The organism is Haloechinothrix salitolerans (assembly GCF_042662605.1).
Classification (GTDB): Bacteria; Actinomycetota; Actinomycetes; order Mycobacteriales; family Pseudonocardiaceae; genus Haloechinothrix_A; species Haloechinothrix_A salitolerans.
This window is the reverse complement of the sequence record NZ_JBHSXX010000001.1, coordinates 1,805,485-1,830,085: the sequence shown is the minus strand read 5'-3', so window position 1 is coordinate 1,830,085 and position 24,601 is coordinate 1,805,485. Positions and strand designations below refer to the sequence as shown.

At 67.2% G+C, this 24,601-nt stretch carries 21 protein-coding genes; 12 read left to right on the top strand and 9 right to left on the bottom strand.

The annotated features are described in order from the left end of the window. Positions 1 to 33 precede the first annotated feature (33 nt). Together ACFQGD_RS08620 and ACFQGD_RS08615 are read right to left on the bottom strand one after the other, a co-directional pair. Entirely contained in the window at positions 34 to 399 is a 366-nt protein-coding gene (locus ACFQGD_RS08620; RefSeq protein ID WP_345394850.1) for a pilin, read from the bottom strand. Positions 400 to 554: 155 nt separating this feature from the next. Continuing rightward, entirely contained in the window at positions 555 to 1,610 is a 1,056-nt protein-coding gene (locus ACFQGD_RS08615) for a hypothetical protein (RefSeq protein ID WP_345394849.1), read from the bottom strand. Positions 1,611 to 2,158: 548 nt separating this feature from the next. Here ACFQGD_RS08615 and ACFQGD_RS08610 point away from each other — a divergent pair. From ACFQGD_RS08610 to ACFQGD_RS08595, 4 genes are read left to right on the top strand one after another with little or no spacing between them, the layout of a single operon-like run. After that, positions 2,159 to 3,235, top strand: coding sequence for a hypothetical protein (locus ACFQGD_RS08610; RefSeq protein WP_345394848.1), 1,077 nt, complete (start codon positions 2,159 to 2,161; stop codon positions 3,233 to 3,235). Beyond that, complete coding sequence (locus ACFQGD_RS08605) at positions 3,232 to 4,428, top strand: TRM11 family SAM-dependent methyltransferase (RefSeq protein ID WP_345394846.1); 1,197 nt, start codon at positions 3,232 to 3,234, stop codon at positions 4,426 to 4,428. The genes ACFQGD_RS08610 and ACFQGD_RS08605 overlap by 4 nt, the downstream gene beginning before the upstream one ends. After that, entirely contained in the window at positions 4,425 to 5,897 is a 1,473-nt protein-coding gene (locus ACFQGD_RS08600) for a DNA cytosine methyltransferase (RefSeq protein ID WP_345394844.1), read from the top strand. The genes ACFQGD_RS08605 and ACFQGD_RS08600 overlap by 4 nt, the downstream gene beginning before the upstream one ends. After that, entirely contained in the window at positions 5,894 to 6,814 is a 921-nt protein-coding gene (locus ACFQGD_RS08595) for a hypothetical protein (protein ID WP_345394841.1), read from the top strand. Before ACFQGD_RS08600 ends, ACFQGD_RS08595 begins: the two co-directional genes overlap by 4 nt. A gap of 8 nt (positions 6,815 to 6,822) precedes the next feature. Here the strand turns inward: ACFQGD_RS08595 and ACFQGD_RS08590 are convergent, their stop codons facing one another. Continuing rightward, positions 6,823 to 8,031, bottom strand: coding sequence for an IS110 family RNA-guided transposase (locus tag ACFQGD_RS08590; protein WP_091517282.1), 1,209 nt, complete (start codon positions 8,029 to 8,031; stop codon positions 6,823 to 6,825). 432 nt (positions 8,032 to 8,463) lie between these two features. Here ACFQGD_RS08590 and ACFQGD_RS08585 point away from each other — a divergent pair, with 432 nt between their 5' ends. The 5 genes from ACFQGD_RS08585 to ACFQGD_RS08565 all read left to right on the top strand — a co-directional run bounded on the left by ACFQGD_RS08585 (position 8,464) and on the right by ACFQGD_RS08565 (position 13,089). Then, positions 8,464 to 9,204, top strand: coding sequence for a recombinase family protein (locus tag ACFQGD_RS08585; protein ID WP_345394834.1), 741 nt, complete (start codon positions 8,464 to 8,466; stop codon positions 9,202 to 9,204). Between the two features lie 655 nt (positions 9,205 to 9,859). Continuing rightward, positions 9,860 to 10,120 (top strand): recombinase family protein, encoded by a 261-nt coding sequence (locus tag ACFQGD_RS08580; RefSeq protein WP_345394831.1) that lies wholly within the window; start codon positions 9,860 to 9,862, stop codon positions 10,118 to 10,120. Continuing rightward, on the top strand, positions 10,117 to 11,859 hold the full coding sequence (locus ACFQGD_RS08575; RefSeq protein WP_345394828.1) for a recombinase family protein: 1,743 nt from the start codon (positions 10,117 to 10,119) through the stop codon (positions 11,857 to 11,859). Before ACFQGD_RS08580 ends, ACFQGD_RS08575 begins: the two co-directional genes overlap by 4 nt. A gap of 13 nt (positions 11,860 to 11,872) precedes the next feature. Continuing rightward, positions 11,873 to 12,280: a helix-turn-helix domain-containing protein gene (locus ACFQGD_RS08570; RefSeq protein ID WP_390183677.1), complete on the top strand. Its 408-nt coding sequence runs from the start codon at positions 11,873 to 11,875 to the stop codon at positions 12,278 to 12,280. Further along, positions 12,280 to 13,089 (top strand): DUF2637 domain-containing protein, encoded by an 810-nt coding sequence (locus tag ACFQGD_RS08565; protein ID WP_345394825.1) that lies wholly within the window; start codon positions 12,280 to 12,282, stop codon positions 13,087 to 13,089. Before ACFQGD_RS08570 ends, ACFQGD_RS08565 begins: the two co-directional genes overlap by 1 nt. Before the next feature lie 113 nt (positions 13,090 to 13,202). Here the strand turns inward: ACFQGD_RS08565 and ACFQGD_RS08560 are convergent, their stop codons facing one another. Then, positions 13,203 to 14,132, bottom strand: coding sequence for an alpha/beta hydrolase (locus ACFQGD_RS08560; RefSeq protein ID WP_345394822.1), 930 nt, complete (start codon positions 14,130 to 14,132; stop codon positions 13,203 to 13,205). A 268-nt stretch (positions 14,133 to 14,400) separates the two neighbouring features. Here ACFQGD_RS08560 and ACFQGD_RS08555 point away from each other — a divergent pair, with 268 nt between their 5' ends. Then, positions 14,401 to 16,095, top strand: a complete 1,695-nt coding sequence (locus tag ACFQGD_RS08555; RefSeq protein WP_345394819.1) for a helix-turn-helix domain-containing protein — start codon at positions 14,401 to 14,403, stop codon at positions 16,093 to 16,095. A 125-nt stretch (positions 16,096 to 16,220) separates the two neighbouring features. Beyond that, entirely contained in the window at positions 16,221 to 16,958 is a 738-nt protein-coding gene (locus ACFQGD_RS08550; protein WP_345394816.1) for a hypothetical protein, read from the top strand. Between the two features lie 78 nt (positions 16,959 to 17,036). On the opposite strand, the gene ACFQGD_RS08545 is transcribed toward ACFQGD_RS08550, so the two are convergent. The 5 genes from ACFQGD_RS08545 to ACFQGD_RS08525 all read right to left on the bottom strand — a co-directional run bounded on the left by ACFQGD_RS08545 (position 17,037) and on the right by ACFQGD_RS08525 (position 23,402). Beyond that, on the bottom strand, positions 17,037 to 18,281 hold the full coding sequence (locus ACFQGD_RS08545) for an MFS transporter (RefSeq protein ID WP_345394813.1): 1,245 nt from the start codon (positions 18,279 to 18,281) through the stop codon (positions 17,037 to 17,039). 155 nt (positions 18,282 to 18,436) lie between these two features. Next, positions 18,437 to 19,348, bottom strand: coding sequence for an NAD(P)-dependent oxidoreductase (locus ACFQGD_RS08540; protein ID WP_345394810.1), 912 nt, complete (start codon positions 19,346 to 19,348; stop codon positions 18,437 to 18,439). Between the two features lie 22 nt (positions 19,349 to 19,370). Further along, positions 19,371 to 20,819, bottom strand: coding sequence for an APC family permease (locus ACFQGD_RS08535; RefSeq protein WP_345394807.1), 1,449 nt, complete (start codon positions 20,817 to 20,819; stop codon positions 19,371 to 19,373). A gap of 284 nt (positions 20,820 to 21,103) precedes the next feature. Further along, positions 21,104 to 22,261, bottom strand: a complete 1,158-nt coding sequence (locus ACFQGD_RS08530) for an alpha/beta hydrolase family protein (protein ID WP_345394804.1) — start codon at positions 22,259 to 22,261, stop codon at positions 21,104 to 21,106. A 61-nt stretch (positions 22,262 to 22,322) separates the two neighbouring features. Continuing rightward, positions 22,323 to 23,402, bottom strand: coding sequence for a zinc-dependent alcohol dehydrogenase (locus ACFQGD_RS08525; RefSeq protein ID WP_345394802.1), 1,080 nt, complete (start codon positions 23,400 to 23,402; stop codon positions 22,323 to 22,325). Positions 23,403 to 23,648: 246 nt separating this feature from the next. On the opposite strand from ACFQGD_RS08525, the gene ACFQGD_RS08520 reads away from it, so the two are divergent. Next, positions 23,649 to 24,395 (top strand): helix-turn-helix domain-containing protein, encoded by a 747-nt coding sequence (locus tag ACFQGD_RS08520; protein WP_345394799.1) that lies wholly within the window; start codon positions 23,649 to 23,651, stop codon positions 24,393 to 24,395. Positions 24,396 to 24,601: the final 206 nt, after the last annotated feature.

Here is a 24,601-nt window from a genome sequence, read left to right as displayed (position 1 = left end):
CCGACGACGGGCGGGCCTGGTCGTGGACATGACTCAGGCCCCCACGATGCCCTGGAGCACGGTGACGACCAGGGGTGCGAGCGCGGCCAGGCCGTAGCCGATTGCGGCGGCCTTGAAGCACTCCTTGGCCTTCTCCTGCTCGCCCGGATCGCCGCCGCCCATCACCCGGCGCACCCCGCCGATGGACAGGAAGACGGTCGCCAAACCGGCGAGCACGCCCATCACCCAGTTGCGAATGTTGGTCAGAACCTGATCAACAGATCCGGCCAGGGCGACCACAACGGTGTCCGCGTGCGCGGCCGAGGCGGGCACGAACAGCGCGACGACGGCCACGCCGGTGAGCAGCGCGAGGTTCCGCCGAAGTGTGGTCCGACGACGGCCGACCGATAGGGAAGACATCCGAGGTGTGGTGGACGTAGGAGTGGTCGGCCGGGAGGTGCAGGAGGTAGCCCGGCGGGCTCGGCGAGCCGCTCCGAGCGGGAGGAGGACGGGTCCACGGCGAGGCCGACGGTCGCTGCTGCGACGGTCTGGCCGGCGGCGGACGGGCGAATGGGTCAGGCGCATCGCGGCACCTCCGGAGTCGTGCTCGACAGCTGCCGGGGTGTTCCGGTCGAGCGATCGAGCGAGGTGGTGTGCGCGGGAGCGGCTGGGGTCCTCCCGCAGCCCTCGACTCCGGATTCGGGGGCCTTTTTCCAGGCGCGTGACCGAACCGTGACCAACGACTTTCCGCCGATCCTGGTCACCGTGCGTGACTTCCGGGTCGGTCGGCGCGCGGCACGGCCGGCATCGCTCGCGGCGGCGGTGATGGCCGTCGCGTTCACCGCGCGGATCTCCACGTCGCGCTCGCGGCGGTCGGCGGGATCGTCGTGCGGGGCCTGGTCGGTGAGCCATGCGAGCAGGCGCGCCTCGGCTTGACTGCGGACCCAGTGCAGGGCGGTGACCTTGACTCCGCGGTCGGCCGCGGCGGCGGTGAGTGTGTAGTCCTCGAGGCGAGTGGAGCCGATCAGTTCGGCCTCGTCGCCGGTGATCGCCCCATCGGCGACGGCGCGGGCGAGGACGAAGTCCGGGTGCCCCCACGGCGGGGTGGGTTCGCTGGAATGGAAATCCTCATCGGTGGGCATCGGGCGGTCGAGTGCCTCGCGAATGAAGAGGTGTCCCGCGCGCAGGCCCGCGCAGCGCAGCCGCCACATGACCCACGGCCTGGCGAGGTCGATGCTCGCCAGCTCGGACAGGAAGCCGGTCAGAATCGCGGCGTGGATGTCGCGGTGGTCGTCGGCGTACGGCGCGGACAACTCGGCGGCAATGGCGAACAGCGCGGGCAGCGCGACGCCGACGCACGCGACGGTCCAGGTGCCGCCCTCGTCGCGAGAACGGGTGACCAGGTGGACCCAGATCGGGTCCACGGTGGACATCGGAAGGTTGGCGTCGAGAAGCAGGTCCCGCAGCTCGTCCAGGGGCACCCGCCGCCGGGGCAGACCGGGGAAGAGCCAGCCCTCGATGGAGACCGGGCTCGGCCCGGTGACCAACCACTCGAACGCCGTCCGCGCGGAATCCAGCGGAAGCGAGTCACGCTCGAAAGACGTGCGGCGGAATATGCGATTCGGGGCCATGACGGCTCCTTTGCGTGGTCCGGGAAACAGTGACCACGCAAGGAAGCCAAATCAGGTCCACCAAAACGCCACGAAACCGCCACCAAATGGCCTCCAAAGCGCCACCGATGATCTTGAACAGCCGCCTCCAAGCGCCACAAAGATCATCTATAGCCTGAAGCAGCGCCCGCCGCGAAGATCAGACAAGATCATTTAATGATCGTCGGTAATAGGCCATGAGCTGTAGTAACAGTGTTTTGGTGGCGTTTCGGTGGCGATCCGGTAATAGGCCCACGGGGCGAGGGGCAGGCCGCGAGGCGGCCCGGACTGTCGTCGCGCGTTGAGGTTGCCGGAAAAATTGTGGAGCCCGCGCGACGGACGGCTCGACACAAGCTCTACGCGAGCACGCGCGCGAGCCTCATGTGCATTATTCGACCCCGAATCGCGCCGAATATTGACGATAAAGATTAGGTAACAGCCCTGGAAAAGTGGGTCGTTTTTCGGAGTCGGGGGGTGTCACAGAGCGCCACGTATCGCGGCGCGCACCCCAGAGGTTCTGCGAGGATTCCATGACCCAGTCCGACCGCCCCACGAGCCGCGGACCGAAGCGGCGCGGTGACACGACTCGCCCAGCGAGCACCCGCTCCGGCACCCGCCGAGGCGGGGATCGCCGCCCCTATCCGACCGCGTCGACCACCACCAGGGTCAGTCCCGCCAAGCCCGGTTCGGCGAGCACTCGCTCCCGGTCGCGCGGGTCCACGGCGACGCCCACCCCGGCGACGGTCTGGACGGCCGGCCCGGCTCCGATCGAGCTCGACACGGCCTGGCCGGAACCGATCGTCAGCAAGATCGTCAGCTCGTTCAGCGAGTCCGGCGGGCGGGTCGCCCTGCTGCCCTGGCCGACCTCCGGCAGCCGTGCGCCGCTCGCGTCGATCGGCGCGGACGGGGTGATCGACCACGCCCCGGCAACCGAGCCGGACCACGCGCTGGCCGACGCGCTCGCCGCCGTCGAGGCGCTTGACCGGACCGGCCGCGTGGTGCGCGTCGCGGTGGACCCGGCCGCCACCGGTCCGGGTGCGCGACCGTTCTGGGCGGACCTTGTCGGCGACGCCGATCGCTCGGCCGTGACCGCCTTCCCGTCGGTGCGGACGGGCATCGGCGACGGGGTGTTCGACGGTGCCGGGGACGCACCGGCGGACACCGACCTGATCATCACGAGCCTGCGCCCCGAGCACGGCGGCGACCAGTCCAGCGACCTCGTGGCGTTGGTCGCGGCGCGGCTGCTGCGGGTCGGCGGCATCCTCGTAGTTCTCACTCACTGTGACTGGCCCGCCGGTGAGCTGATCGACCCGACCGGCGCGGTCGTGGCCTCCGCGCAGAACGCCGACCTGCTCTACCTGCAGCACATCGTGGCCCTGTACGCGCCGGTGCGCGGCGGCCGGTTCGCTGCCGAATCCCTCGCCGAGCCCGACGGTCCGACGGCCGGGAACGAGGCGCGGGCTCGACACCGCGCGGTCGTGCGCGGGCTGCCCGCACCGCATCGGCGGATCCACTCCGACGTCCTCGTCTTCGCCCAGCCGCACGACTACGAGCCGCCTCGTGTGAGCCCGGCGGACGCGGCACTCGAGAGCGGAGTCATCCGATGACCCACGCCCAGGTGCCGAACCCCGCCCAGCCCGGAGACCACCGCCAGGAAGGCACGCCCGTGGCCGACGACCGCTTCCCGCGCGCCCTGTCCAACGCAGTTACCGCCCCGGCCCCGGCCCGTGAGGAGAACCCGGTGGACGAGCCGACCCAGCGCGTCCCGCGCGCGCTCATCGACGACCTCGACGGCACCACCGGTACACCGCCCGAGCGGGTCGCCGACGACTCGGCCGGAGACGTTGCGGTGTCGGTGTGGACGACCGCGCAGACCTCACCGGCTGCCCAGCGCAAGGGCCGCTACACGCCCGAGTCGACCGCGCATCCCGCGAAGATGCTCCCGGCCGTCGCGACGCACGCGATCGCCCACTACACCGAGCCGGGCGACCTGGTGCTCGACCCGATGTGCGGGATCGGCACCACCCTCGTCGAAGCTCTGCACGCGGGGCGCCGCGCGGTCGGGATCGAGTACGAGCCCCACTGGGTCGACGTCGCCCGCGCCAACCTCGCGCTCGCCCACGACGCCGGGGTGGAGCACGAGGGCCGGGTGTTCCACGGCGACGCCCGCCAGATCGCGTCACTGCTCCCGCCGGAGTACGCCGGGCAAGCGGCGCTGGTGGTCACCTCACCTCCGTACGGGCCGTCCACGCACGGGCAGGTGTCGGTCGCGCCGGGCGCGGGGGTGCAGAAGTACCACCACCTCTACGGCAACACCCTCGACCGCGGAAACCTCGCCAACATCGGGCACCACCGGCTGCTGGCCGGGTTCACCCGCATCCTCGCCGGACTGGTGCCGTTCCTGAAGCCAGGCGGGCACATCGCCATCACCATCCGGCCCTGGCGCGAACACGCCGAACTGATCGACCTGCCCTCGCAGATCCTGGCCTGCGGACTGCACGCCGGCCTGATCCCGGTCGAACGCTGCGTCGCGCTGCTGGCGCGGGCAGCCGAGCACGACCTCGTCGCGCGCGGCAGCTTCTTCCAGCGCGACTTCATCCGCAAACAGCGCGAAGCCGGGCTGCCGCTGCACCTCATCAGCCATGAGGACGTGCTGATTTTCCGCACGGCCCTGCGCCGCTCGGCGGGTTCAGGAATCTCGACGGAACGCCAGGATTCCCGACGGTTCCTCACCGGTCGAACGCGGCACGCCGAGAACCCGAGCGGCGAGTCGGGTGTGTCGGAGAGCTGGGCGGCATGACCACCCCGCCACCCCGCACCCCAGCCCGGTCGGGGCGCAACTCCGCCCCCGCCCTCGTCGCCGTCACCACGACGGCGGCGGGGGCGGTGCGGACCGCCACCGCGCAGACCGTGCCGGACGAAGTACGGCAGAACGTGTCGGTCGGCGCGAGCCCTGGACCGGTCGTCGGGTCCGTGTGTACCGGCTACCTCGGACTGGACCTCGGCGTGCTGGCCGCGTTCGGCGGCGGACGCGTCGCCTGGGTCGCCGACCCGGACCCGCACATCGCTCAGATCCTCGCCGCCCGGCTGCCGGGTGTGCCCAACCTCGGCGACGTGCGCGCCATCGACTGGACCGCGGTGGAACCGGTTGACGTGCTCACCGCCGGGTTCCCCTGTCAAGACATCTCCGCCGCCGGGCGGCGCGCGGGCATCGAGAACGGAGCGCGCAGTGGCCTGTGGACCGACATCGTGGCGGGCGTTCGCCTACTACGACCCGCGCTGCTCGTCGTGGAGAACGTCGCCGCGCTTCGCTGGAAAGGCGGAGGTCTCCACCGTGTACTCGGCGACCTGGCCGAAGCAGGGTATGACGCGCTCTGGCGTAGCGTCCGCGCCGCCGATGTCGGCGCGGCACACCGCCGCGAGCGAGTGTTCCTGCTCGCCTGGCCTCGTACCGGTGCGGCCGACGATGGAGGCGGAGATGCTGCCGACGCCAACCGCGCACGACGGTTCCTCCAACGGCATCTCGGCGGCGAGCAGACAGGGCGGACCGTCGCTGTTGGACCGGTTGCGGCTACTGCCGACACCGACCGCCTCGGACGCGAAGAACTGCACGCACAAGACACAGGGTGGCGGTCCGTCGCTACCCGACCAGGCGCGGCTGCTGCCGACGCCGAGGGCGTCGGACTCCGGCACGGCGGGACGCCGGGCCGGGGTCGGGTTTCGGCCGCCGTTGTCGCAGCAGGTGCTTCCGTTGGTCGACCCCGAGGCGTTCCTGCCGACGCCTCGGGCAACCGACGGGACGAAGGGTTGCCCGGCGCAGCGGGGGTCGAAGGGCGACTTGATGCTGCCGTCAGCGGTGATGCGCCTGCTTGTCCCGGACGCGGGCGGCGGCATCTTGTAGCCGTCGCCGACCCGGATCTCGCCTCGCCAGCATCGTTGCATCCCGAGGTGGACTGGGGCGACTGCGCGCCGGCCGTGCGGCGCTGGGAACAGGTGCTCAGGCGACCGGCACCGTTCCCCACGCAACCGGGCGTTCATGGGCGTCCCGTGTTGGCCCCGGCCTTCGTCGAATGGCTCCAAGGGCTCGAGCCGGGCTGGGTGACGGATCTCCCGCTACCGCGCACCGCACAACTTCGCGCGCTGGGCAACGGCGTCGTCCCACAGCAAGCCACGTACGCCGTCGGGCTGTTGCTCGCCGACCTCGCCGCGCTCCTCGGCGCCGGTTCCACCGAGCCCTCCGGATACGCGGAGGAGGCGAACGCGGCATGACCAAACCAGCCTCCACTCACGACACCGGTCCGGCCTTGCGATGCCTCTCGCTCGGCGCCGGAGTCCAGAGCAGCACCGTCCTGCTGCTGGCCTGCGAGGGCGTAATCCCGCGCTTCGACGTCGCGCTGTTCGCCGACACCGGCTGGGAACCACGCGCGGTGTACGCGAACCTCGCCCGGCTGCGTGCGCACGCCGCAAAGTTCGGCATCCCGGTGCGCACGGTGTCGGCGGGCAACATCCGCGACGACGCGCTCGACCCTGCCCACCGGTTCGTGTCGATGCCGCTGCACGTGCTCAACCCCGACGGCAGCCACGGCTTGGCGCGCAGGCAATGTACTAGCGAGTACAAAATTTCGCCGCTGAAGAAGGCAGCGCGCGAACTGCTCGGCTACCCGCATCCGCGACGGGTGCCGCGCGGGCTGTACGTGGAGCAGGCCATCGGCATCAGCACCGACGAGTTCACCCGCGCCAAGGACTCCGGCGTCAAATACCTGCGCAACGTGTTCCCGCTGATCGACCTCGGCTGGGACCGCGCCCGGTGCGCCGACTATCTCGCCGAGCGCGGGTTCGGCGAGACGGTGAAAAGCGCCTGCGTCGGATGCCCGTTCCACGGCAACGCGGGCTGGCGCTGGCTCCGCGACAACGACCCCGACGGCTGGGCCGAAGCGGTCGAGTTCGACCGCGCCATCCGCGACGGCTACCCGCACGCCACCCGGCAGGGCCAGGAACTGCGCGGGCAGTACTTCCTGCACCGGTCTTGTCAGCCGCTCGACGAAGTCGACCTCGACCCGCCCGCTCCCGGAAAGCGCCACCTGCGGCTGGTCTCCACCAAAGCGGTGGAGGACGACGATCCCGACGGCTGCTCGCCGTGGTCGTGCCGGTCCGGAGCCCCGGTCACCGGGGAGCGTGCTGCCTAATGTTTATGTCAAGCAGCGGTAGCCGTGGTGTGTCGGTAGTCGGCCTGGTAAGGCTGGCGGGTGCGCAGGAGCGCGTAGAGGACGTTGATGCGTCGTCGGGCCAGCGCGATCAGTGCCTGGTGATGGCGCTTCCCTTCGGCGCGTTTGCGCTGGTAGAAAGCTTTGCTGAGTGGGTCGGTGCGGATCGCGCAGAACGCGGACTGGTAGAAGATGAACTTCAGGTGTTTGCTGCCGGCGGTGGCTCGCCGCAGGTAGTTCATCTTCCCGGACTGCTGCAGGACCGGCGCGAGGCCGGCGGCCGAAGCGAGCTGATCGGCGCTGGTGAAGCGGTCCAGGTTTCCTGCCTCCGCGAGGAATTCCGCGGTCAGGGTGGCCCCCATCCCCGGCAGGCTTCGGACGAGGGCCGCGTCAGGGTGGCGGTCGAGCCCGTCGGCGATCTGGTTCTCCAGTTCGCCGATGCGGTGCCGGGCCGCGATCGCGTCGGTGGCGAACTCGCGGGCGAACTCGGCCATGCGCTTCTGCCCGGGAACGATCACATGCTGGGCCTGAGCGGCCGCAATCGCCTTGCCTGCCAAGGGTTCGGCATAGCTGCGGCGGACGCCCGCGGCCAGCATGTGATCGATCAGGCCGTCGCGTCCGGCTTCGCGGACCTCTTCCGGTGTGACGAAGCGGACCAGAAGCCGCAGGTCGCTGAGGTTGGTCACGTCCACGACGCGTTCCAGGCCGGGGAAGAACCCGGCCAGGGTTTCGCGCAGCCGGTTGAGGCGGCGGGTCTGATCGATGACGAGTTCACGGCGTCGGGAGACCAGCATCCGCAGGTCGAGGGTGATGTCGTCCTCGGCGGTGACGATGCGCCAGTCGTCGCGCAGGCGCAGCTGGTCGGCGATGGTGGCCGCGTCGCGGGGATCGGATTTGGCTTCGCCGCCCTTGCTGGCGCGGCGGGCTCGGTTGACCACCAGGCCCGGGACGTGGACCAGGCGGACACCTGCCTCCAGCAGCATGGCGGTCAGCAAGCTGGCCACTCCGCCCATCAGGTCGATCGCGGCGGTGAGCTCGCCGTGCTCGGCTTCGGCCTGGCGCAGCTGGGCGATCAGGGCGTCGATGCTGTCCGGGTCGTTGTCGACGCGCCGGGAGAGCAGGACTTTCCCGGTCTCGGCGGCGACGATCGCGACCCAGTGGAACTCCTTGGCGACATCGATGCCTGCTTTTACTGCCATCGAACCTCCGGTCGATCACACGGTGTGGTGCGTCCCGATTCCGCCGTCAACGCCCTACATAGCGATGGTTCGCAGTGCCTAATCAGCGGTCAGAACCAGGTGGTGGAGCGGGCGGCACAGCACTCTGAACCATCACCGGCAGCAGGCATGAAAGCCATACCCGCTCCACCTGCATCCGCCGATCCTCGCGGACCGCGGACATCCCTGAAAGGTAGGGCGGCATGACCGGGCTGCCGGGCTCGCCCGCAGAAGCGGGGGCACCACCACCGCGACCGCGGGCCGACATCCGCGCGCGGCTAGGGACCGCGAGCACGCGGCCAGAGGACCGGACGCACCCGCCCTGGCTCGCCGCGCCATGTCCGGAGGCCGGACAGCCGCTCGCGCGCAGAACTCGCGCGCCTCATAGCCCTTCACGGAATTTGGAGAACCGCCATGTCTTCGAACAACACCGCGCAGAATGAATCCAGCGACCGCATTCCGCGTTGGGCTGCGACCGCCGGCCGCCAGACCTTCGGGCAGCGCCTCACAGCGATGGGCGCCCGGCTGTTCGGGTCGGCGACGGAGCCTGACACCGGTGAGGCCACGCCGTCGTGGCGCGTGCGTCAGCATGTCTTGCGCGACTACCACGCCGCGAACCTCGCTGCGGCCCGCACCGTGTCCGAGGAATTGGTGCGCGCCGGTTTCAACACCGGAGACGTGCCTTACGGCTATCGCGCCCGGCGGGTCCGAGTCACTCCGGCGGGCCGACGACCGCGCTGGCGCACCCGGCTGCTCATCGAACCGGTCGAAGCCTCCACGGTGCGGATGATCTTCGTGTGGAGGGGCGAGGATCGCTTGTCTACCACAGAGATCCGTCGCCGACTCGCCGCGTCCCGCTACCCCGCGCCGTTGGACCCCGAGACGGGCGAGCCCGGCGTGTGGACAGTTGCGACTGTGCGGGCGATCCTGCGCAACCCGAAGTACCTCGGCCGCCAGGTATGGGGACGCACCCACCACGGAAAGCCGACTCCACGAGCTGACTGGGTCTGGTCGGAGGTGTGGGTGCACCCGCCGCTGGTGACCGTCGAAGAGTTCGCCGCTGCTGACCGTCGCTCGTGGGGTGTCCCTGCCTCGGCCGGGACCAACGACATCTCCGGGAATGCGCTGCCGCCCGACCAACGGCGGGCTGCGTGATGGCCACGAACCACTACCCGGACGGGTTGTCGATCGAAGCCATCACCGCACTGCAGCGGGAAGTCAACGATGAACTCCGACGGGAGGGCTACCCCGTTCAGTCAGCACAGCCGGCGTTCGAAGCGAGCCGGTCAGCCCCGGCCCGCAAGCTCCGGGCTGACCACTCGTCACCACGAACCGACGGCTCGCCAACGAGGTCGCTGGCGAGCGGAGATGGCCCCGCTCGGAGCCTCAGCGGTCCAACGGACAACGAGGGTGCCCGGCCGACGACGCGACCCTCCAGTTCCGCTTCGGGGTGACCTATGGCTCCGCAGAGAAAGAGAAGGCAGAGAAACCGCCGCGCTGCCGCTACTCGGGGTATTGCGATTCGAGGCATTCGCCACGATCCACCTGATATTCGCAAGCTCGCAAAAGTCATCGTCAGTCTCGCATCAACAGCAACGCAAGACGAAGGTGCGCCTGCAATCGACTCGTTCGACAAGCGAGAATCAATCGTCGCACCAGAAGAGCAACGAATCGGGCGCCCGGAAGCGGCGTAAATAATTGCGGCAAATCGAGGTAATATTTTGAATTGAACAAAAGGAGACGCCGACTTTTCGAGGCGGCAGCCGTATGTGGCGATCTCCCATTCCGAACTAGACGAGAAGAGTGTGGGATGACCGGCGCGACCGCAGAACCTTCCGACAACACGTGCGAGGGTGTTTTCCCCGCTGCGCTACCGGCGACCTCGACCGCAGCGGAGCCGAAGCTTCGCGTCGTCACCTATCGGCGCGTGGCATCAGACGCCCCGGCCACGGCTGCCTCCCTGGAGGCGCAGCGCGCGGCGTGCCAACGCCTCATCGAACAGTTCGGCCTGCACCTCGTTGACGTGTTCATCGAGCCCGAGTACTCGGCGACCGAGACGAGTGCGCGATGACCAGTGCGTACGACGATCTCGTCGACGAACTGCTGGGAGATGACGAGCTGCTGGCCGATGGCGCTCTTCCGGCCGTCCTGTCGACCGTCGCCGAGACAGTGGAGCCGGGAAGCCGGGCAGTGATCTATCTGCGGGTGTCATCGGCTGGCCAGGTCAAGAACGACTACGACCCGGAAGGGATCTCGATCCCCGCGCAGCGCGTCAAGTGCCAGCGCAAGGCCGAGCAACTCGGCTTGACGATCATTGATGAATACGTCGAGCCGGGTCGCACGGCGACCGAGATGTCGAAGCGAGTCGAGTTCCAGCGGATGCTCACGCGAGTACGCAACGCCGGCGACGTCGACTACATCATCGTCTACAAGCTGTCCCGGATGGCGCGGAACCGGCTCGACGACGCCATCGTCATGGCTGATCTCCGCAAACGTGGGGTCACCCTCGTCTCGGCCACCGAGTCGATCGACGACTCTCCCGTCGGTCAGCTCATGCACGGCATCCTGGCCACCTTCAACGAGTACCAGTCGCGGGAGTCCGGCGCGGACATCGCGTACAAGATGAAGCAGAAAGCCAAGAATGGCGGAACGATCGGCCGCGCGCCTCTGGGCTACCTCAATGTCCGCGACCGGTTCGACGGCCGCGAGATCCGCACCATCGCCGTCGATCCTGAGCGTGCTCCCTTTGTCCAGCTTGCTTTCGAGCTCTACGTCACCGGTGACTACTCGTTGGAAGACCTGTCCGACGAGCTCTACGATCGCGGACTGCGCACCCGGCCCACCGGCCGTCATCCCGCCAAGCAGGTGTCGATCAACAAGCTCTCGATGATGTTGCGGGACCGCTACTACCTCGGGTACGTGGAAGTCGATGGGGAGGAGGTCCAAGGTCGGCACGAGCCGCTCATCGACGAGGACCTGTTCGATCGCGTCCAGGATCTCCTCGAATCCCGCTCCACAGCAGGAGAACGCCGCCGCGAGCACCCCCACTACCTCAAGGGCTCGTTGTTCTGTGGACGCTGCAAGCGAGCGGGCATCACCCAGCGGCTGATCGTCCAGCACACCGTCAACTCACGTGGCAGCGAATACACCTACTTCTTCTGCCGCAACAAGCAGAACGGCAGCTGCGAAGCCCCGCACATCAACGTCGCCCTCGTCGAAGACGCAGTGGAAAACCATTACGCGACGATCCGCTTCAGCGCCCAGTTCGTCGCCACCGTGCGCGCCGAGGTCGCTCGCGCCATCGACGAGCAGGAAGCCTCCGAGCGTCTGCTCCACAAGCAACTCACCACCGAGTTGAAGGCGCTGGACACCCGCGAAGAGAACCTCATCGAGCTGGCGGCCGACTCCACCATCGGGCAGGAGAAGATCAAGACCAAGCTTCGCGAGATCGCCCGCCAGCGACGACGCCTGACCGAACGCCTCACCACCACGACCGAGAACCTCTCCGACAGTGCCCGGCTCATCGAAGCCGCGCTCACGCTGCTGGAGAACCCCAAAGAGCTCTACCGCCGCTGCGACGAACAGCAACGCCGCATGCTCAACCAAGCGATCTTCCACAGCATCTACGTCGATGACGACCAGATCGCCGACCACAGCCTCCGGGAGCCCTTCGCACACCTGCACGCCGTCCAGAGCGACTGGCAGACCACCGACGTGACTCTGCCGGAACCACGAACCGACACCCGGCCCCGTGGCTACCAACGGTGTCCAGGTCCTACTACGTGGCGTTGTTTCGGTGCCGTGTTCTAGTAAGACCCCTAGGGTGGACCTAACGCTAAAGCATACGAACCACCCCGACCTACTGGTCGAAGGTCCAGAAATCCAGGTCAGCCCCGTCGACGGGCATGCCCAACAGCTTGATGACGACCAGGTCCAGAAGCTGATCGAGGGCTACACCTCGGGCGCGACCGTCTACGAGCTGGGTGATCAGTTCGGCATCGAACGCCGCACCGTGTCCGCGATCCTGCATCGCCACGAAGTCCCCATGCGCCGCCGCGGCCTGTCCACAGAACAGATCGACGACGCCATCCGGCTCTACAACCAAGGCTGGTCACTGGCCCAAATCGCCGCACGCATGGACGTCGCCGCCGGGACCGTGCGCCAACGCCTGCACGAGCGCGGCGTCTCGATCCGCGACACCCACGGGCAGCCCAGGGCAGGTGCGGTCTGATGCGCACCAAGCCAGCCACCTCCCAGCCCACACCCGATCGATCACTACGCCTGCAGTGCGCCTGCACGCTGTTGGTGGCCGTGGGCGCGGCGTACGTCTCCTACCGGCACGGCCGCGAGTTCGCCCTACGGTTCGGCGCCGACGAAACCACCGCCGCCCTCTGGCCACTCCTCGTCGACGGCCTGTTGACGATGGCCACCATCGAACTCTGGAAGGCCAGCCACCGCCACCGCCCCACAGGCCAATGGAAAGCGTGGCTGTCATTCGCCCTCGGCATCGCGTTGTCGCTGTGCGCGAACATCGCCTCCGCACCCGAACTGAACGCCTTCTCCATCGCCGTGGCCGCCTGCCCACCACTCGCCCTGCTGCTCTCGGTCGAACTACTCAACCAAACACTCAAGCGGCGTCATGCGGAGACCACGGCTGGGGACGTTCATGAGTCGGCCGAGGCCGAAGAGGCCCAAACAACGCTGCCGGCCTCGGCAGACCCGGCCGGAGCCAGCCAGACGCTGGACGCTCCCGAAAAGGCCGAAAGGGTGCCAGCAATGCGCACGGTCATGAACAACATGCCTGGTCACAGCGCCAACAGCGCCGACGCCGACTCAGCGGAACCGTACAGCGAAGACAGTGATCCGCTGTGCAAAGAGGCATACCGTCTCGACGCCGAACACTGGAACCTCTACCAACGACCGATCTCCGCCGACACGCTCCGCCGACAACTCAGCATCGGCTCACGGCGAGCCCGTGCCCTAACCCGTCACATCCGCCAACACCGCCAACCCGGAACGATGCTGGCAGCAGTGGAGTAAGGCTCTGGCCTGGCCGGGTTACACCAAGCCTCCGGCAACTCCAGGGCAGCTCGGTCGAATGCCTGGGCCTGGGATGAGCCGAGGGCGCGAAACTCCATCGTGGCCCGCTGGTCTCACTGCCCGATCGATGCAGTACCCAGCGAGCTGGCGAACCAGTCGGCTGCCTTCGCGGCGGCGATGTTGGTGTCGCGCTGATCGGAGTACAGGCTCATGTGGCTGACTGAGGGCAGGATTTCCAGTCGCTTGTGCGGTGAGGCGATCTCGTTGAAGGCCGCGATCTCGCGGTCCCACATGGTGATGTTGTCGCCCTTGGCTACGATCATCATGACGCGTTTGTCGAGGATGCGCGGCAGGAAGGGCGAGACCGAGTAGTTCAGGAGCAGTTCGGTTGATTCCATCGTGCTCCAGTGCTCGTGCCGCTCGGCCTCGCCGGAATCCTTCAGCGTGTGGAAGACCTCGTGGATGCGCGGGAAGGGCCAGGTGGACAGCTCCGAGGCGGGCGTGGTGGAGCTCATTGGCAGCGTGGCTCCCGGAGCCCCGGCAGCCCGGCGGCGACGGTCTTGCACCAGGGCGCGCTCCAGTTCGGCGAAGGCCACTTCGCCGTGGACGCGGCGCATGTTGTCGTAGCCTTCGACGACCGGTACTACGGACACCGCCGCCTTGATCCGCGGATCGTTGGCGGCCAGGATCAGCACGTGCCCGCCGCTGTAGGAGATGCCGAAGACGCCCAGTTGATCCGCGTCGACGTCTGAGCGGTTTTCGGCGTAAGTGAGGGCGTTCTTGTAGTCCGAGATCTGTTGCCACGGATCGATGTGCTGGCGGCACCCGCTGGAGCTCTCCCCGAAGCCGCGGTAGTCGAAGCCGAGGAACTGCACCTGCTGCTCGGTGGCGATACGCGCCACGTGCGGTAGCACGATCTCCTTGACGTAGCACCATCCGCCGCCGCCCACGACGGTCGGCAAGGGGCCGGTCGCATCGTCCGGGCGGAACAGGGTTCCCACGAGGGTCTCGCCATCGCTGGGGAACACCACGCGCTCAATCATGATCATCTCCCTCCAATGCCCAGGACCGTTCACTGGGCACCGTGCGGCCGACGCTATGGGCCCCGCGGCACGGCGAATTGTCTCGATTCCGGAGCATCAGGAGACGGACGGGACACCTCCGGTTCTCGTGCGTTTGAGAGCAACAGGTGTCGCATTTCTGGGACACTCGCGGGCGCTACCTGCGGTTACCCTGAGGTCCTGGCGCGTCCACCGGGAGCAGCCTTGCCCCAAGTTCTGAGGGCGCGTCCGGCGATGCAGGAGGCGGGCAATGATCGGTCAACGGGAAATCGCCCTGGCTCGTGATGCGTTCCTGCAGGACGGAACCGAGTCACGGCTGGTCCGGCCGGCGACACTGCGCGCATGGCGGCGGTCGCGCGCTGCGGGTGCCGCGCACGAGGGCGCACCCCGAATCGCCTCGCTCGACAACATCGAGCGCGATGGTGCCGTGCGACGTGCCGCCGAGCCCGTGATCAGCGCGGTAATGCGCCAATTGGGCACCGCTGACTTCGCCATCATGGTCACCGACCGGGAGGCTCGGGTCCTGGGGCGGTGGACATCGGGACGCACCATGGATGCGCTCATGGACGAGATGAACGTTCTACCCGGGGCGCTCTTCGACGAATCGGCGATCGGGTCGACCGGTTTGGGAACCGTTCTCGAGGACCGCGGCACCGCCGTCGTAGACGGTACGGAGCACTACAACAGGTGTTTCGACAGGGTCATCGCAGTCGGCACGCCGATCGTCCACCCCGGCACCGGGTGCATTGAAGGGGCACTCGACCTCGTGTGCCCGACCGGAGCCTCACCCGAGATCATGACCGCGTTGATCGAACGCGCCGCCTGCGACGCAGGTGAGCGACTGCTCAGCGGCTACGCCGCTGACGACCGGGCGATGCTCGATGCTTTCCTGCGCAGCGAGCGCCGTGGGCCGAAGCGCCCCATCGCCGCGGTCAACGACCGCATGATCATGGCCAACCACCTGGCGGAACCACTGGTCGGAACCGGCCCGGTACAGGTGCTGTGGGAACGGGTTCAGGCTGCTCTGTCCTCTCACCGGCCATCAATTCGGCTGGCCCTCGACAACGGCGACACCCTCGATGTCGACGTGCGCCCGGTCGACCCCTCTGACAGCGCCGCCGGAGCCGTGCTGCACCTGCCCACCGCACCGTCGCCCACCCGCTCCCGTGCCCCCAGTCGGGACGCCGCATCAGCCCTGGCCGCCAGGGTCTCCGGCGAACTTCCGGGGCGCAGCCAACCATGGCAGACCGCCGTCGCGCTGGCCTCACGAGCGATCTTGACCCGAGGGCACGTGCTCCTGTGCGGCCCGGTCGGTGTGGGCAAGACCGCGCTGGCCCGCGCACTGCTGCGCAACATCCCGACTCCGGCTTCTGCCGGCGCCGACGTGCCGGTCGACGATGTGATCGACGACCTGCACAGGTGGACCTCGTCGGAGCTGACCGACCTGCGACGCCGGTGGAGATCCGATTCACCACGGCTGGTAGTCGCTACTGCCACATCTCACCACGCCCACGATCTGTCTGACGAGCTGCTGGCGATGTTCGACCACGTCATCGAACTCCCCGACCTGTCCCGCAGGCTGGAGGACATCCCCGACGTCGCAGCAGCCGTGGCCTCCGGGGTCGATCCCGAGGCGACGCTCGCGTCGGACGCCGTGCGCGATCTGGCCCGCAGGCAATGGCGGGGTAACGTCGCACAGCTCACCCGCACCCTGCACGCCGCCATCGAGCAGGCGCCCGCGCACCGGGTCCGTGCGGCGGACCTGCCTCCGGCCACGGAGGTGCCGCGCTTAGCTCGCCGGCTGACATATTTGGAGAGCGTGGAGCGGGAGGCAATCGCGGCGGTGCTCTCCGCCGTCGACGGCAACAGGACCAAGGCCGCACAGACACTGGGCATCTCGCGCGCGACGCTCTACCGCAAGCTCGAAGCGCTGAGCCTCGATTGAGGAGTACCAGCTCGTACTGACACCGAACCGCCTGCAGCGGGCGGAAACTCCCTAATGGAACGACATCGTTCTGGTGCTTACGCTCCAGCACATCAACGACACAACCCCACGACCCGAGGAAATAGATGGTGAACACGCCGATCACGATCCGGACGGTGATCAACGGCCGCGAGATCGCCCGTGACGACGTCCTTGCCTGGGAGGCTCAGCGCCTACCCAAGGCTGCCGCGAAGATCGGTCTACCGGCGCCCTCCGGCGACCTTGCGCGGCAACGTCTCGCCTTCGCCGACAGCAAGCTCGCGCTGAGTCCCGAGCAGATCCGGCGGCGCTTGTCCCGGGACATCCGGCTCTCCAGCGCAGGTTCGCGGGCTATGACACGTCTGTCGCGCGGTCGGCGCGCGATGAGCATCTGCGAACTGCACGTCACCGGCGGTAGCGCCGCTGAGTTCGTGCGGTGGTTCGACGACACCGCGCGCGAGGACTACACGCGCAGCATGATCGCCGCCAACCCCGACCACTTCCTCATCCAGACCGATCCCCACGGTAGGCAGGAGGTCATCGAGACCACGGGCGGAAACCTCCTCACCAGCCGGTTCCTCATCGACTACGAGGACACCTCCACGTTGGTCACGCCGCGCAACCCGGATTTCACAATCGAAGCTGCCGGGGTCGCGTTCATCGAATCGGGCCCGGTCATCGGCGGGGTGCGCCACGAGTTCCGGGATCAAGCGGGCGGATTCTACGCCCGGCTGTGCGTGGAGTTTCCCCGCGTGATCCCGTCGCACTTGACGGCCCAGCACCGCTGGCACCTGGCCTGCGAGTTCTCCAACTGGGTCGTGTTCGCCTTCGACGGCCTCAACTGACCTGTAGGAAAGGTCCGCACTGGTGCTCGGGTGATCCCCAGTGCGGACCTCTTTCCGGATGACAGCTGGCCTCTCGCCTCATTCAGAAGTTGCGTGGCGAACGTTCGACTCAGCATCGCCGTAATCATGGGGCGCCAGGGCTCGATCCACCACGTGCGTCCCGGTGCGCGGCAGCATCAGCGCCACAACCGCCGCAAGGGCGAAGAAACCGGCGCCCACCACGAGTCCGCCGCTGAAGCCGATTGCGCCCGCCAGTCCGGCGAGGCCGAAGGGGGCAAAGGCGGACACACCGCGACCGACGTTGAAGCAGAAGCCAGCGCCGGTGGCACGAGCCCGGGTCGGGAACAGCTCCCCGAGATAGGACCCGAACAGGCCGAAGAACGCCGTGAAAGCACCGAAGAGCGGACCGAGCCACAGCAAGCTGGTCTGGTCGGTCGTGATGGCGTAGATGGGCATGGTCAGCGCCACACCACACAGCGTCAGGATGATCGTCCTGCGACGGCCGATGTGATCGGCGAGCAGTCCGAATCCGTTGTATCCCAGGAACATTCCGAGGTTCAGAATCGTCATGAACAGCCCCACCGAGCTGGCGGGCAAGCCGCGTTCGGTGGTGAGGTACGTCGGCAGCCAGGTCGTCGCCCCCCAGTAGCCCGTCAGTGCCAGAGCTGCCATGAGGGTGCCCAGCAGGGTCGTGCGGCGCAGCGATCCGATGAGAACGTCGCGCACCGAGACCGAGTCAGCCGCGTGGTCAGCCTTGTGCGCAGCCCAGCTGGCCGACTCCGGGAACAGTGCGAGGACGATGCCGACAGGAACGACCACGGCTGCACCGGCGACCAGGAACATCAGCCGCCAGTCCGGCAGGAACTCGGCGGAGATGACGGCAGCGAGTGCGCCGCCGGCCGGGAAGGCGCTGATCACGAACGCCGCGGCACGGCCGCGGCTGCGGCTCGGCCACGTTTCGACCACGTAGGCCGACACCACGCTCCACACCGCACCGAGCCCGATTCCGGCGAAGAACCGCAGGATCAGGAAGACCGTGAAATTCGGAACGACCACGAGCGAGGCGGTGAATACTCCGAAGGTGAGTAGCGAGGCGAGCAGCGCCTTCTTCCGTCCAAAGTTGTCAGCCATGTAACCGCCCGCGACGCTACTGACCCCGATGCCCACCAGTGTGGCCGTCGCGAGCAGACCTGCCTGAGTCACTGACAGACCCATGTCCTCCCGGATCTCGGGGAGAGCCAGGGACAGCAGGACGATTTCCAGTGCGTCGAACAGGTAAGCGAGGAAGCACCCCCCGAGCACGATCCACCGAGTACGTCGCATCTTTGCACCTCCGCGTTGAGCTGCCTGCGAGGACCGGCAGCCCCTGATGTGCTTGTCGTGTGAGCGGGTTCTCCCGGCAAGGAGAAACCGGAGGGCGAACCCGGCGGCGTCTGTCCGCGCGAGCTCGACGTGGCCGACGCAGGGGGCGGCATCGCTCAGAAGTTGCCGACCTCCTGGCCGATGTCCTGTCCGGACTGCTGCCCGTTGCGCAGGCGCAAGGCGACCAGCACCTGGGCCATGTCCGCCTCGCCGAGCCCGGCTGCGGTCGCGTCATCGAGCACCGTGCAGGCGACCCCGATACCGGGCAGGTCGAGATGCCGGCCGCGTGCCAGCTCGAGAGCCAGCCGCAGATCCTTGCGGATCAGTGACACCGGGGCAGCGACCCCAGCGGTCTCGGGCGCGAGGTAGGCCTCTTCCTTGTAGCCGACGTAGGGAGCGCCGGCCGCACTATTGCGCAGCACCTCGTAGAACACCTTGGGATCGAGGTCGCCTGCTTCGGCGATGAGCAATCCTTCCGCAATCCCCTGGCTGAGTGCAGCAAGCACCGCATTGACTGCCAGCTTCGCCGCCGCCCCCGATCCGATCGAACCAGTGTGGAACTGTGCCGCGGTCATCGCGGCTAGCACTGGGAGAATCCGGTCAAACTGCTCCCGAGGGCCGCCGACCATCGTGGTGATCGCTGCGGTTTCAGCCATGGACACACTCCCGGACACCGGTGCATCGATGATGTCCACCTCGGTGGCGTCGGCCAGCTCGCGCACCAGCTCGGGCCCGACGGTGCCCATCACCACGTGCAGATGTTCCCGTCCGGCGTTCGCCAATCCCTTCACGACCAGATCGCGGGTCGTGGGTTCGTCTGGAAGCATGCTGACGCTCAATGGCGCCTCGGCGAGCTCTGCCACCGAACCTGCGGAGGTGACGCCGTCCGGCGCCTCGTCCACAAACGGGTCGTGGGCGAGCACGGAGTGCCCAGCACGCGCCAGGTTGGTGGCCATCGGACGGCCCATCCGGCCCAAGCCGGCGAATCCGATCAGCACAGCATTCCTCCAGGGGGTTGGGTGTTTCATCAAGCTGAGGCGCCCGCTCGGGTCACACCGACGCGGTGTCAGCTCCCGGGCCGCGATTGGCGTGGTTGAGTTGGCGCTGACGCAGACCGCCGTAAACGGCGCAGGCGATGAGGATCAGCGGCATGGCATTGATCCATGCGGAGTCGCTTTCGGTCACCTCGGCGTAGTAGACGATGATCAAAGCTCCGGCCGTGAGGAGTCCGAGCGTGGCCAGGGCGGGAGCGATGCGCGTTGCGTAAAGCGAACCGGTGACTCTGCCGCGCAGGGACGCTGCGACCACGCTGATCGAGCAGGTCGCCATTTTCACGATCATCGACAGGGAGTTGTAACCGGCGATCGCCGGCAACAGCCCGAGCATGGGATCCGCGCCGGTCGCCACGAACGGCGCGAGGAACGCCACGGTGAACAGTAGCTGAGTGATCACGGCGATGTGCGGCGTCTTTCGCCGGGGATGCGTGCGGCCGAGCCCAGCGTGCAACAGGCCAGCCCGCGCCGACGAGAACATGTAGCGCGTAGCGAGGTTGTGGAAGGCAATGGCCGCACCGATGATGCTGACGGCGATCACCATGTTCAACACCGTGCCGGCCCACTCGCCGAGGTAGGCGCCGAAGAGAGTCGGGATCAGAGCACCGGGGTCGGACTGCGCCACCGCCCCAGGGTCACCATCGGCTGCCGCGACCACCGCCCACGTACCGGCGATGAACACCGCCGAGAGCAGAAACAGGGTGAGGTAGGTAGCCCTGGGAACGGCGCGGTGGGGATCCCGCATCTCCTCGCCATACGCGGCTGCAGTCTCGAAACTGGCCAGGGACAGCAGAACGAACACGATCGACAACCCGAACGCCCCACCGGTCAGACCCGCAGGCGAGAACACGTCCAGCCGGAAACCCGTTGGGTTGTTCACGAGTACGGCGACCACAAAGGCGCCCAGCAGGATGACCTGAAGGCCGCAGATCAGACTGGTCACCCTGCTCGCCATGCCCACCCCGAGGTAACCGAGGGTTCCGATCAGTAGGAGCACGAGCAGCGAGTAGATCCACCAGTGGAGATCCAGGCCGAGAGGCTCGAAGGCGTTGTCCAAAAAGTAGCCGGAGATACCGGCGAAGGCGACAACGGCCAGGTTGTACCCGATAGTTGCGATGACGGCGATGCCCGATCCGGCTGTGGCTCCGAGGCCGTGTGCGACGTAGGCGGAGTAAGCGCCCGAGTCGACGACATAGCGACCGAGCACCACGTAACCGGCCGTGAAGAACAGAAGGACCGCCATGATGATCACGATCACGAACACGGTGGCGGGACCGACGCCGAGGACAAGGCTCATCGCAAGGTTGGAACCGAGTGTGGTCAGCGGCGAGATCGCGGCGATGGCCATGATCACCCCACCGACCACACCAATGGCACCTTTCTTGAGGGTTCTTGACGGCGAGCCATCAGTCCCGGACCTCTCCGGTGTATCAACGTTTTTCGTCATCGCAAACTTCCTTGGTTGCGGATAATTGAGGCGTGCTGATCTGCGAAGAACTTCCCAGTACGCGTTGCCTGAGGCGCGCAGCACTGACATCGCAATTAAAGTGAACTGTCACGAGTGAGAACGTCGTACTTTCGTTTCTCACACTACGTTTGATTCGCCACCGGCCGGTGTCTCGATCGCGGGACGATTTTCAGTTTCCCTCCCCTGGCAGCAGTAGCTGTTCTCGTGTTTCGGTTACGATAGTGTTGTCGGCACGGGTTCGTCGGTACACCGGTGCCTGCTGTTCATGCGAGCGGTCGCGTACAGAAGACGTCTGCCATCCAGTCGGCCATGTAGTCAGTGGCCAGCGACATGTTGCCGATCTGGCAGTGCTGCTCGCCGCCCTCCTCGGCGGTGAAGATACGCAGCTCACGGCGAGGGCTGTTAATGCAGCCGTCGTAGGTCGACACGGCCTGGTCGACGGAAATCTGCCGGTCCTGCTCGCCGTGAAGGATGAGGATCGGGACGGTGATGCGGTCAAGAATCCCTTCGAGAGTGAATCGGTCGGTTACCTTCAGGCATTCTTCGACCGTGTCCTTTCCGAGTACCCATTTGACGTGCTCGAAGACATGCGGGACCGATTTTTGAGAACCGATGCCGTCGACACGTTTGCGGAAGGTGTTTCGCCAATCATAGTTGGCGCCCCAGACTACGCAGCAGGCGAAGCGCGGGTCGTAGGCCGTCGCGCGTGGCGCGTGATGACCTCCGAGGCTGAGCGCGACCATGCCGATCCGATCGGAGTCGACTTCCTCACGGGTGTGCAGGAAGTCGAGACACGCTCCCGCGGGCACCTCGGCCTCGGCGAAGTTGTGCAGGTCGTACTTTCGCAACGCCTCACCGACGCCAGGGTTGTCGACGAACAGCGTGGAGATCCCCCGCCGCGCGAGCGCTTCACCGAACCCGGTCAGGAACAGAAACTCCTTGGTGCCATCGAGACCGTTGAAGTGCACCACGCAGGGCGCGGGCTTCTCGCTGTGGGAGCGCACCATTAGCGCGGGCAGGACTGAGTCCTGGTACGCAACATCAACTCGTTCGCAGTTGACCTGGCCGAGTTCGATGTACCGGGCAAAGCATTCGAGGACGCGGTCGTAGGCTGCGGCGCGCGGCGGGTAGTCGTGCTCAGGCATCCGCTCGCCGGTGAGGTACATGATGGTGGCGCGTCGGTACTTCTCCGCAGAGCTCAAGTGATGACCTGCTGCCACGTCGCGTTCAGCTGCCTCGCGCAACGTGTCGCCTGCGCCGACCCAGGCATGGAAGAAGGCCCGCGAGTCATCCGTCCCGGGTGGTGGGCCTCCGTCGCGCAGCCTCCGGCATGCGCGGTCGATCTCGTCCATGTTGGCGCCCATGTCCAGCGCCATGGACAGCGCTAGGTTGGCCGGGTACTCGGTGAAATATTCCAGCATCGCTCGCCTTTCTCCCAATGTGTGCTCGGCGGTTCGTCGGCAAACCGGCGTGAACCTGAGGTCAGGTTTGCGGCGCGTCGTCCAGGCCGGGGTCGATGAGTACCTTGCCCTCGACCTGGCCGTCGGCGAGGCGATCGAGGGCCTTGCCCAGCTGGTCGAGTCCGACCGGTGCCTCGGCGAGTTCGTCCCCGAGCGTGCCGTTGGAGAGGATCTCCAGCGCGGCGGGCAGATCGGCATCGCAGACGTGCGCGAGTGTCGAGTCGAGGGTGATCTCGCGGAAGACCATCGAGTGGACGTCCAGCGCCGGCTTGTCCTGCGGGATGCCGACAGCGAGCACCCGCCCACCGTCGTTCACGAGCTGCAGCGCCACCGCCAGCTGTCCCGGCGCGCCGCTGGCTTCGATCACGACGTCGGGTTTGCTGCCGGCGAGAGCCTCCACTGCCTCGGCGGCGAGAGTGTCCGAGGGCGCCAGCGTTCGGTCAGCGCCCAGTCGCACCGCCCGACCGAGCCGCTTACCGGGGAAGTCGACGACGATGACGTTGAGCTTTCGGAGGTGCTTGAGTCCGGCCAGGACAAACGAACCGATCGCACCGGCACCGATGACCACGACGTTATCACCGTCGCGGGCGCCGGACCGGCGGGCGGCGTGGATGCCCACCGCTAACGGCTGTGCGAGCCCGGCGTGGTCGATGGACATCCCCTCAGGAAGCACGCGCAACGTCTTGGACTCGACGGCGACGAACTCAGCCATGCCACCATGGACGTTGAGCCCGAGTGTCGTGTAGCTCGCGCACTGGTTGGTGCGCCCCTCTCGGCACCGTCGGCATTCTCCGCACCAGACACCAGCACCACTGGCGACGAGATCACCCACGGCGAAACCCGATCGCGGATCGGTCTCGACAATCTCACCAACGAACTCGTGCCCAGGGATCAACGGTCCCAGATGCCCGCTGTTGGGATGCTGGCGCTCGATGGGAAAGACCTTCGGACCCGCCACCCACTCCACAGCGTCAGTACCGCAAACCCCCGAACGCAACACCCGAACCAAGACATCGCCCGGGCCCCGGGTGGGGACTGGCGCCTCCTCGATGCGGATGTCACGAGCCCCGTAGTAGACGGCGGCCCTCATCGTTCGTGTCATGGGGATGATCTCCTCGGCGAGGCTGTAGTCCGCGTCACAGTCGATAGATAGAGTACAGTATCACTTCACATGTTCAGTGAACAGTATTGTTTGCCCGACGGCGTGCGCCGCGCCAACACAACTGCCAGCAGACCGTTGCTCAGCCACGAAAGATGCGACAATTGGTGACGGGCACAATGTGCAGTAGGAGCAGACAACAGCCTCCACAGGGGCGTTACCAACGCGGCAGGAGAAGACGGCCGGCACATGAGCGACTCGACGATCGCAGTGAACACCGATGCCACCCCCGAGCCGGGCCCCGCACCGGGTGCCGCAGCACCGGGACAGAGCAGCGTCCGGAGCAAGAACGCTCAGGTGGGCGTGCGGCTTCGTGCGGCACGCCAAGCAGCGAAGATCTCGCTCCGGGAGATGGCCCGCCGAGTCGACCTCTCCCCAAGCTTCGTCTCACAGGTGGAGCTCGGCCGCACCGCGCCGTCGGTGGGCACGCTGTACGCGATAGTCACCGAGCTGGGACTGTCACTCGACGATTTGATGGCCGAGGACGGCACGTCCGCTGGCATCGGTGGTGCTGCCGAGGCCGACTGGGACATCGACATCCATGCGACCAAGTCCAGTACGGAGTCGCAGGTCGTTGCACTCCCCGAAGTCGGCACACTGCCGGGACTGCAACGAGCCAACCAACGGCCCGAGCTGCACCTCAACGGGGTCCGGTGGGAACGCCTGACACCGGAGGACGACCCGCATGTCGAATTCCTCCGGGTGACCTACCCGCCGGGAACCGAATCATGCCCACCGGACAACCTCATGAACCACGGCGGCAAGGAATACCTCCACATCCTCACCGGCCGCCTGGAGGTCCAGGTGGCCTTCGCACGCCAGGTGCTCTCGCCTGGCGACAGCTTGAACTTCGACTCGTCGACCCCCCACCGACTCAGCAACCCGTACAACGAGACCTGCCTCGCGGTCTGGTTCGTCGTGGGCCGCCAGTCCTAACAGACACCGGCCGAGCCGGGTGGTTCACCACAGGTCCACGCAGGTGATGCCCACGCCGTCCGCGGGGCGGCCACGTCGTTTGAACCCAGGCGGACGTCATCCGTATCCACCCCAGTGCGCTGACCCGGTGTTCAAGTCAAGTACCCCGTACGCGGACAGTCGGAGCCGCGCGGGCTTCTGTGTGTGCCTACCCTTCGATATTGTCC

Bases quoted from the DNA above. Each gene is read 5' to 3' on its own strand.
- ACFQGD_RS08620 (WP_345394850.1), bottom strand. From the start codon at position 399: ATGTCTTCCCTATCGGTCGGCCGTCGTCGGACCACACTTCGGCGGAAC.
- ACFQGD_RS08615 (WP_345394849.1), bottom strand. From the start codon at position 1,610: ATGGCCCCGAATCGCATATTCCGCCGCACGTCTTTCGAGCGTGACTCG.
- ACFQGD_RS08610 (WP_345394848.1), top strand. From the start codon at position 2,159: ATGACCCAGTCCGACCGCCCCACGAGCCGCGGACCGAAGCGGCGCGGT.
- ACFQGD_RS08605 (WP_345394846.1), top strand. From the start codon at position 3,232: ATGACCCACGCCCAGGTGCCGAACCCCGCCCAGCCCGGAGACCACCGC.
- ACFQGD_RS08600 (WP_345394844.1), top strand. From the start codon at position 4,425: ATGACCACCCCGCCACCCCGCACCCCAGCCCGGTCGGGGCGCAACTCC.
- ACFQGD_RS08595 (WP_345394841.1), top strand. From the start codon at position 5,894: ATGACCAAACCAGCCTCCACTCACGACACCGGTCCGGCCTTGCGATGC.
- ACFQGD_RS08590 (WP_091517282.1), bottom strand. From the start codon at position 8,031: ATGGCAGTAAAAGCAGGCATCGATGTCGCCAAGGAGTTCCACTGGGTC.
- ACFQGD_RS08585 (WP_345394834.1), top strand. From the start codon at position 8,464: ATGTCTTCGAACAACACCGCGCAGAATGAATCCAGCGACCGCATTCCG.
- ACFQGD_RS08580 (WP_345394831.1), top strand. From the start codon at position 9,860: ATGACCGGCGCGACCGCAGAACCTTCCGACAACACGTGCGAGGGTGTT.
- ACFQGD_RS08575 (WP_345394828.1), top strand. From the start codon at position 10,117: ATGACCAGTGCGTACGACGATCTCGTCGACGAACTGCTGGGAGATGAC.
- ACFQGD_RS08565 (WP_345394825.1), top strand. From the start codon at position 12,280: ATGCGCACCAAGCCAGCCACCTCCCAGCCCACACCCGATCGATCACTA.
- ACFQGD_RS08560 (WP_345394822.1), bottom strand. From the start codon at position 14,132: ATGATTGAGCGCGTGGTGTTCCCCAGCGATGGCGAGACCCTCGTGGGA.
- ACFQGD_RS08555 (WP_345394819.1), top strand. From the start codon at position 14,401: ATGATCGGTCAACGGGAAATCGCCCTGGCTCGTGATGCGTTCCTGCAG.
- ACFQGD_RS08550 (WP_345394816.1), top strand. From the start codon at position 16,221: ATGGTGAACACGCCGATCACGATCCGGACGGTGATCAACGGCCGCGAG.
- ACFQGD_RS08545 (WP_345394813.1), bottom strand. From the start codon at position 18,281: ATGCGACGTACTCGGTGGATCGTGCTCGGGGGGTGCTTCCTCGCTTAC.
- ACFQGD_RS08540 (WP_345394810.1), bottom strand. From the start codon at position 19,348: ATGAAACACCCAACCCCCTGGAGGAATGCTGTGCTGATCGGATTCGCC.
- ACFQGD_RS08535 (WP_345394807.1), bottom strand. From the start codon at position 20,819: ATGACGAAAAACGTTGATACACCGGAGAGGTCCGGGACTGATGGCTCG.
- ACFQGD_RS08530 (WP_345394804.1), bottom strand. From the start codon at position 22,261: ATGCTGGAATATTTCACCGAGTACCCGGCCAACCTAGCGCTGTCCATG.
- ACFQGD_RS08525 (WP_345394802.1), bottom strand. From the start codon at position 23,402: ATGACACGAACGATGAGGGCCGCCGTCTACTACGGGGCTCGTGACATC.
- ACFQGD_RS08520 (WP_345394799.1), top strand. From the start codon at position 23,649: ATGAGCGACTCGACGATCGCAGTGAACACCGATGCCACCCCCGAGCCG.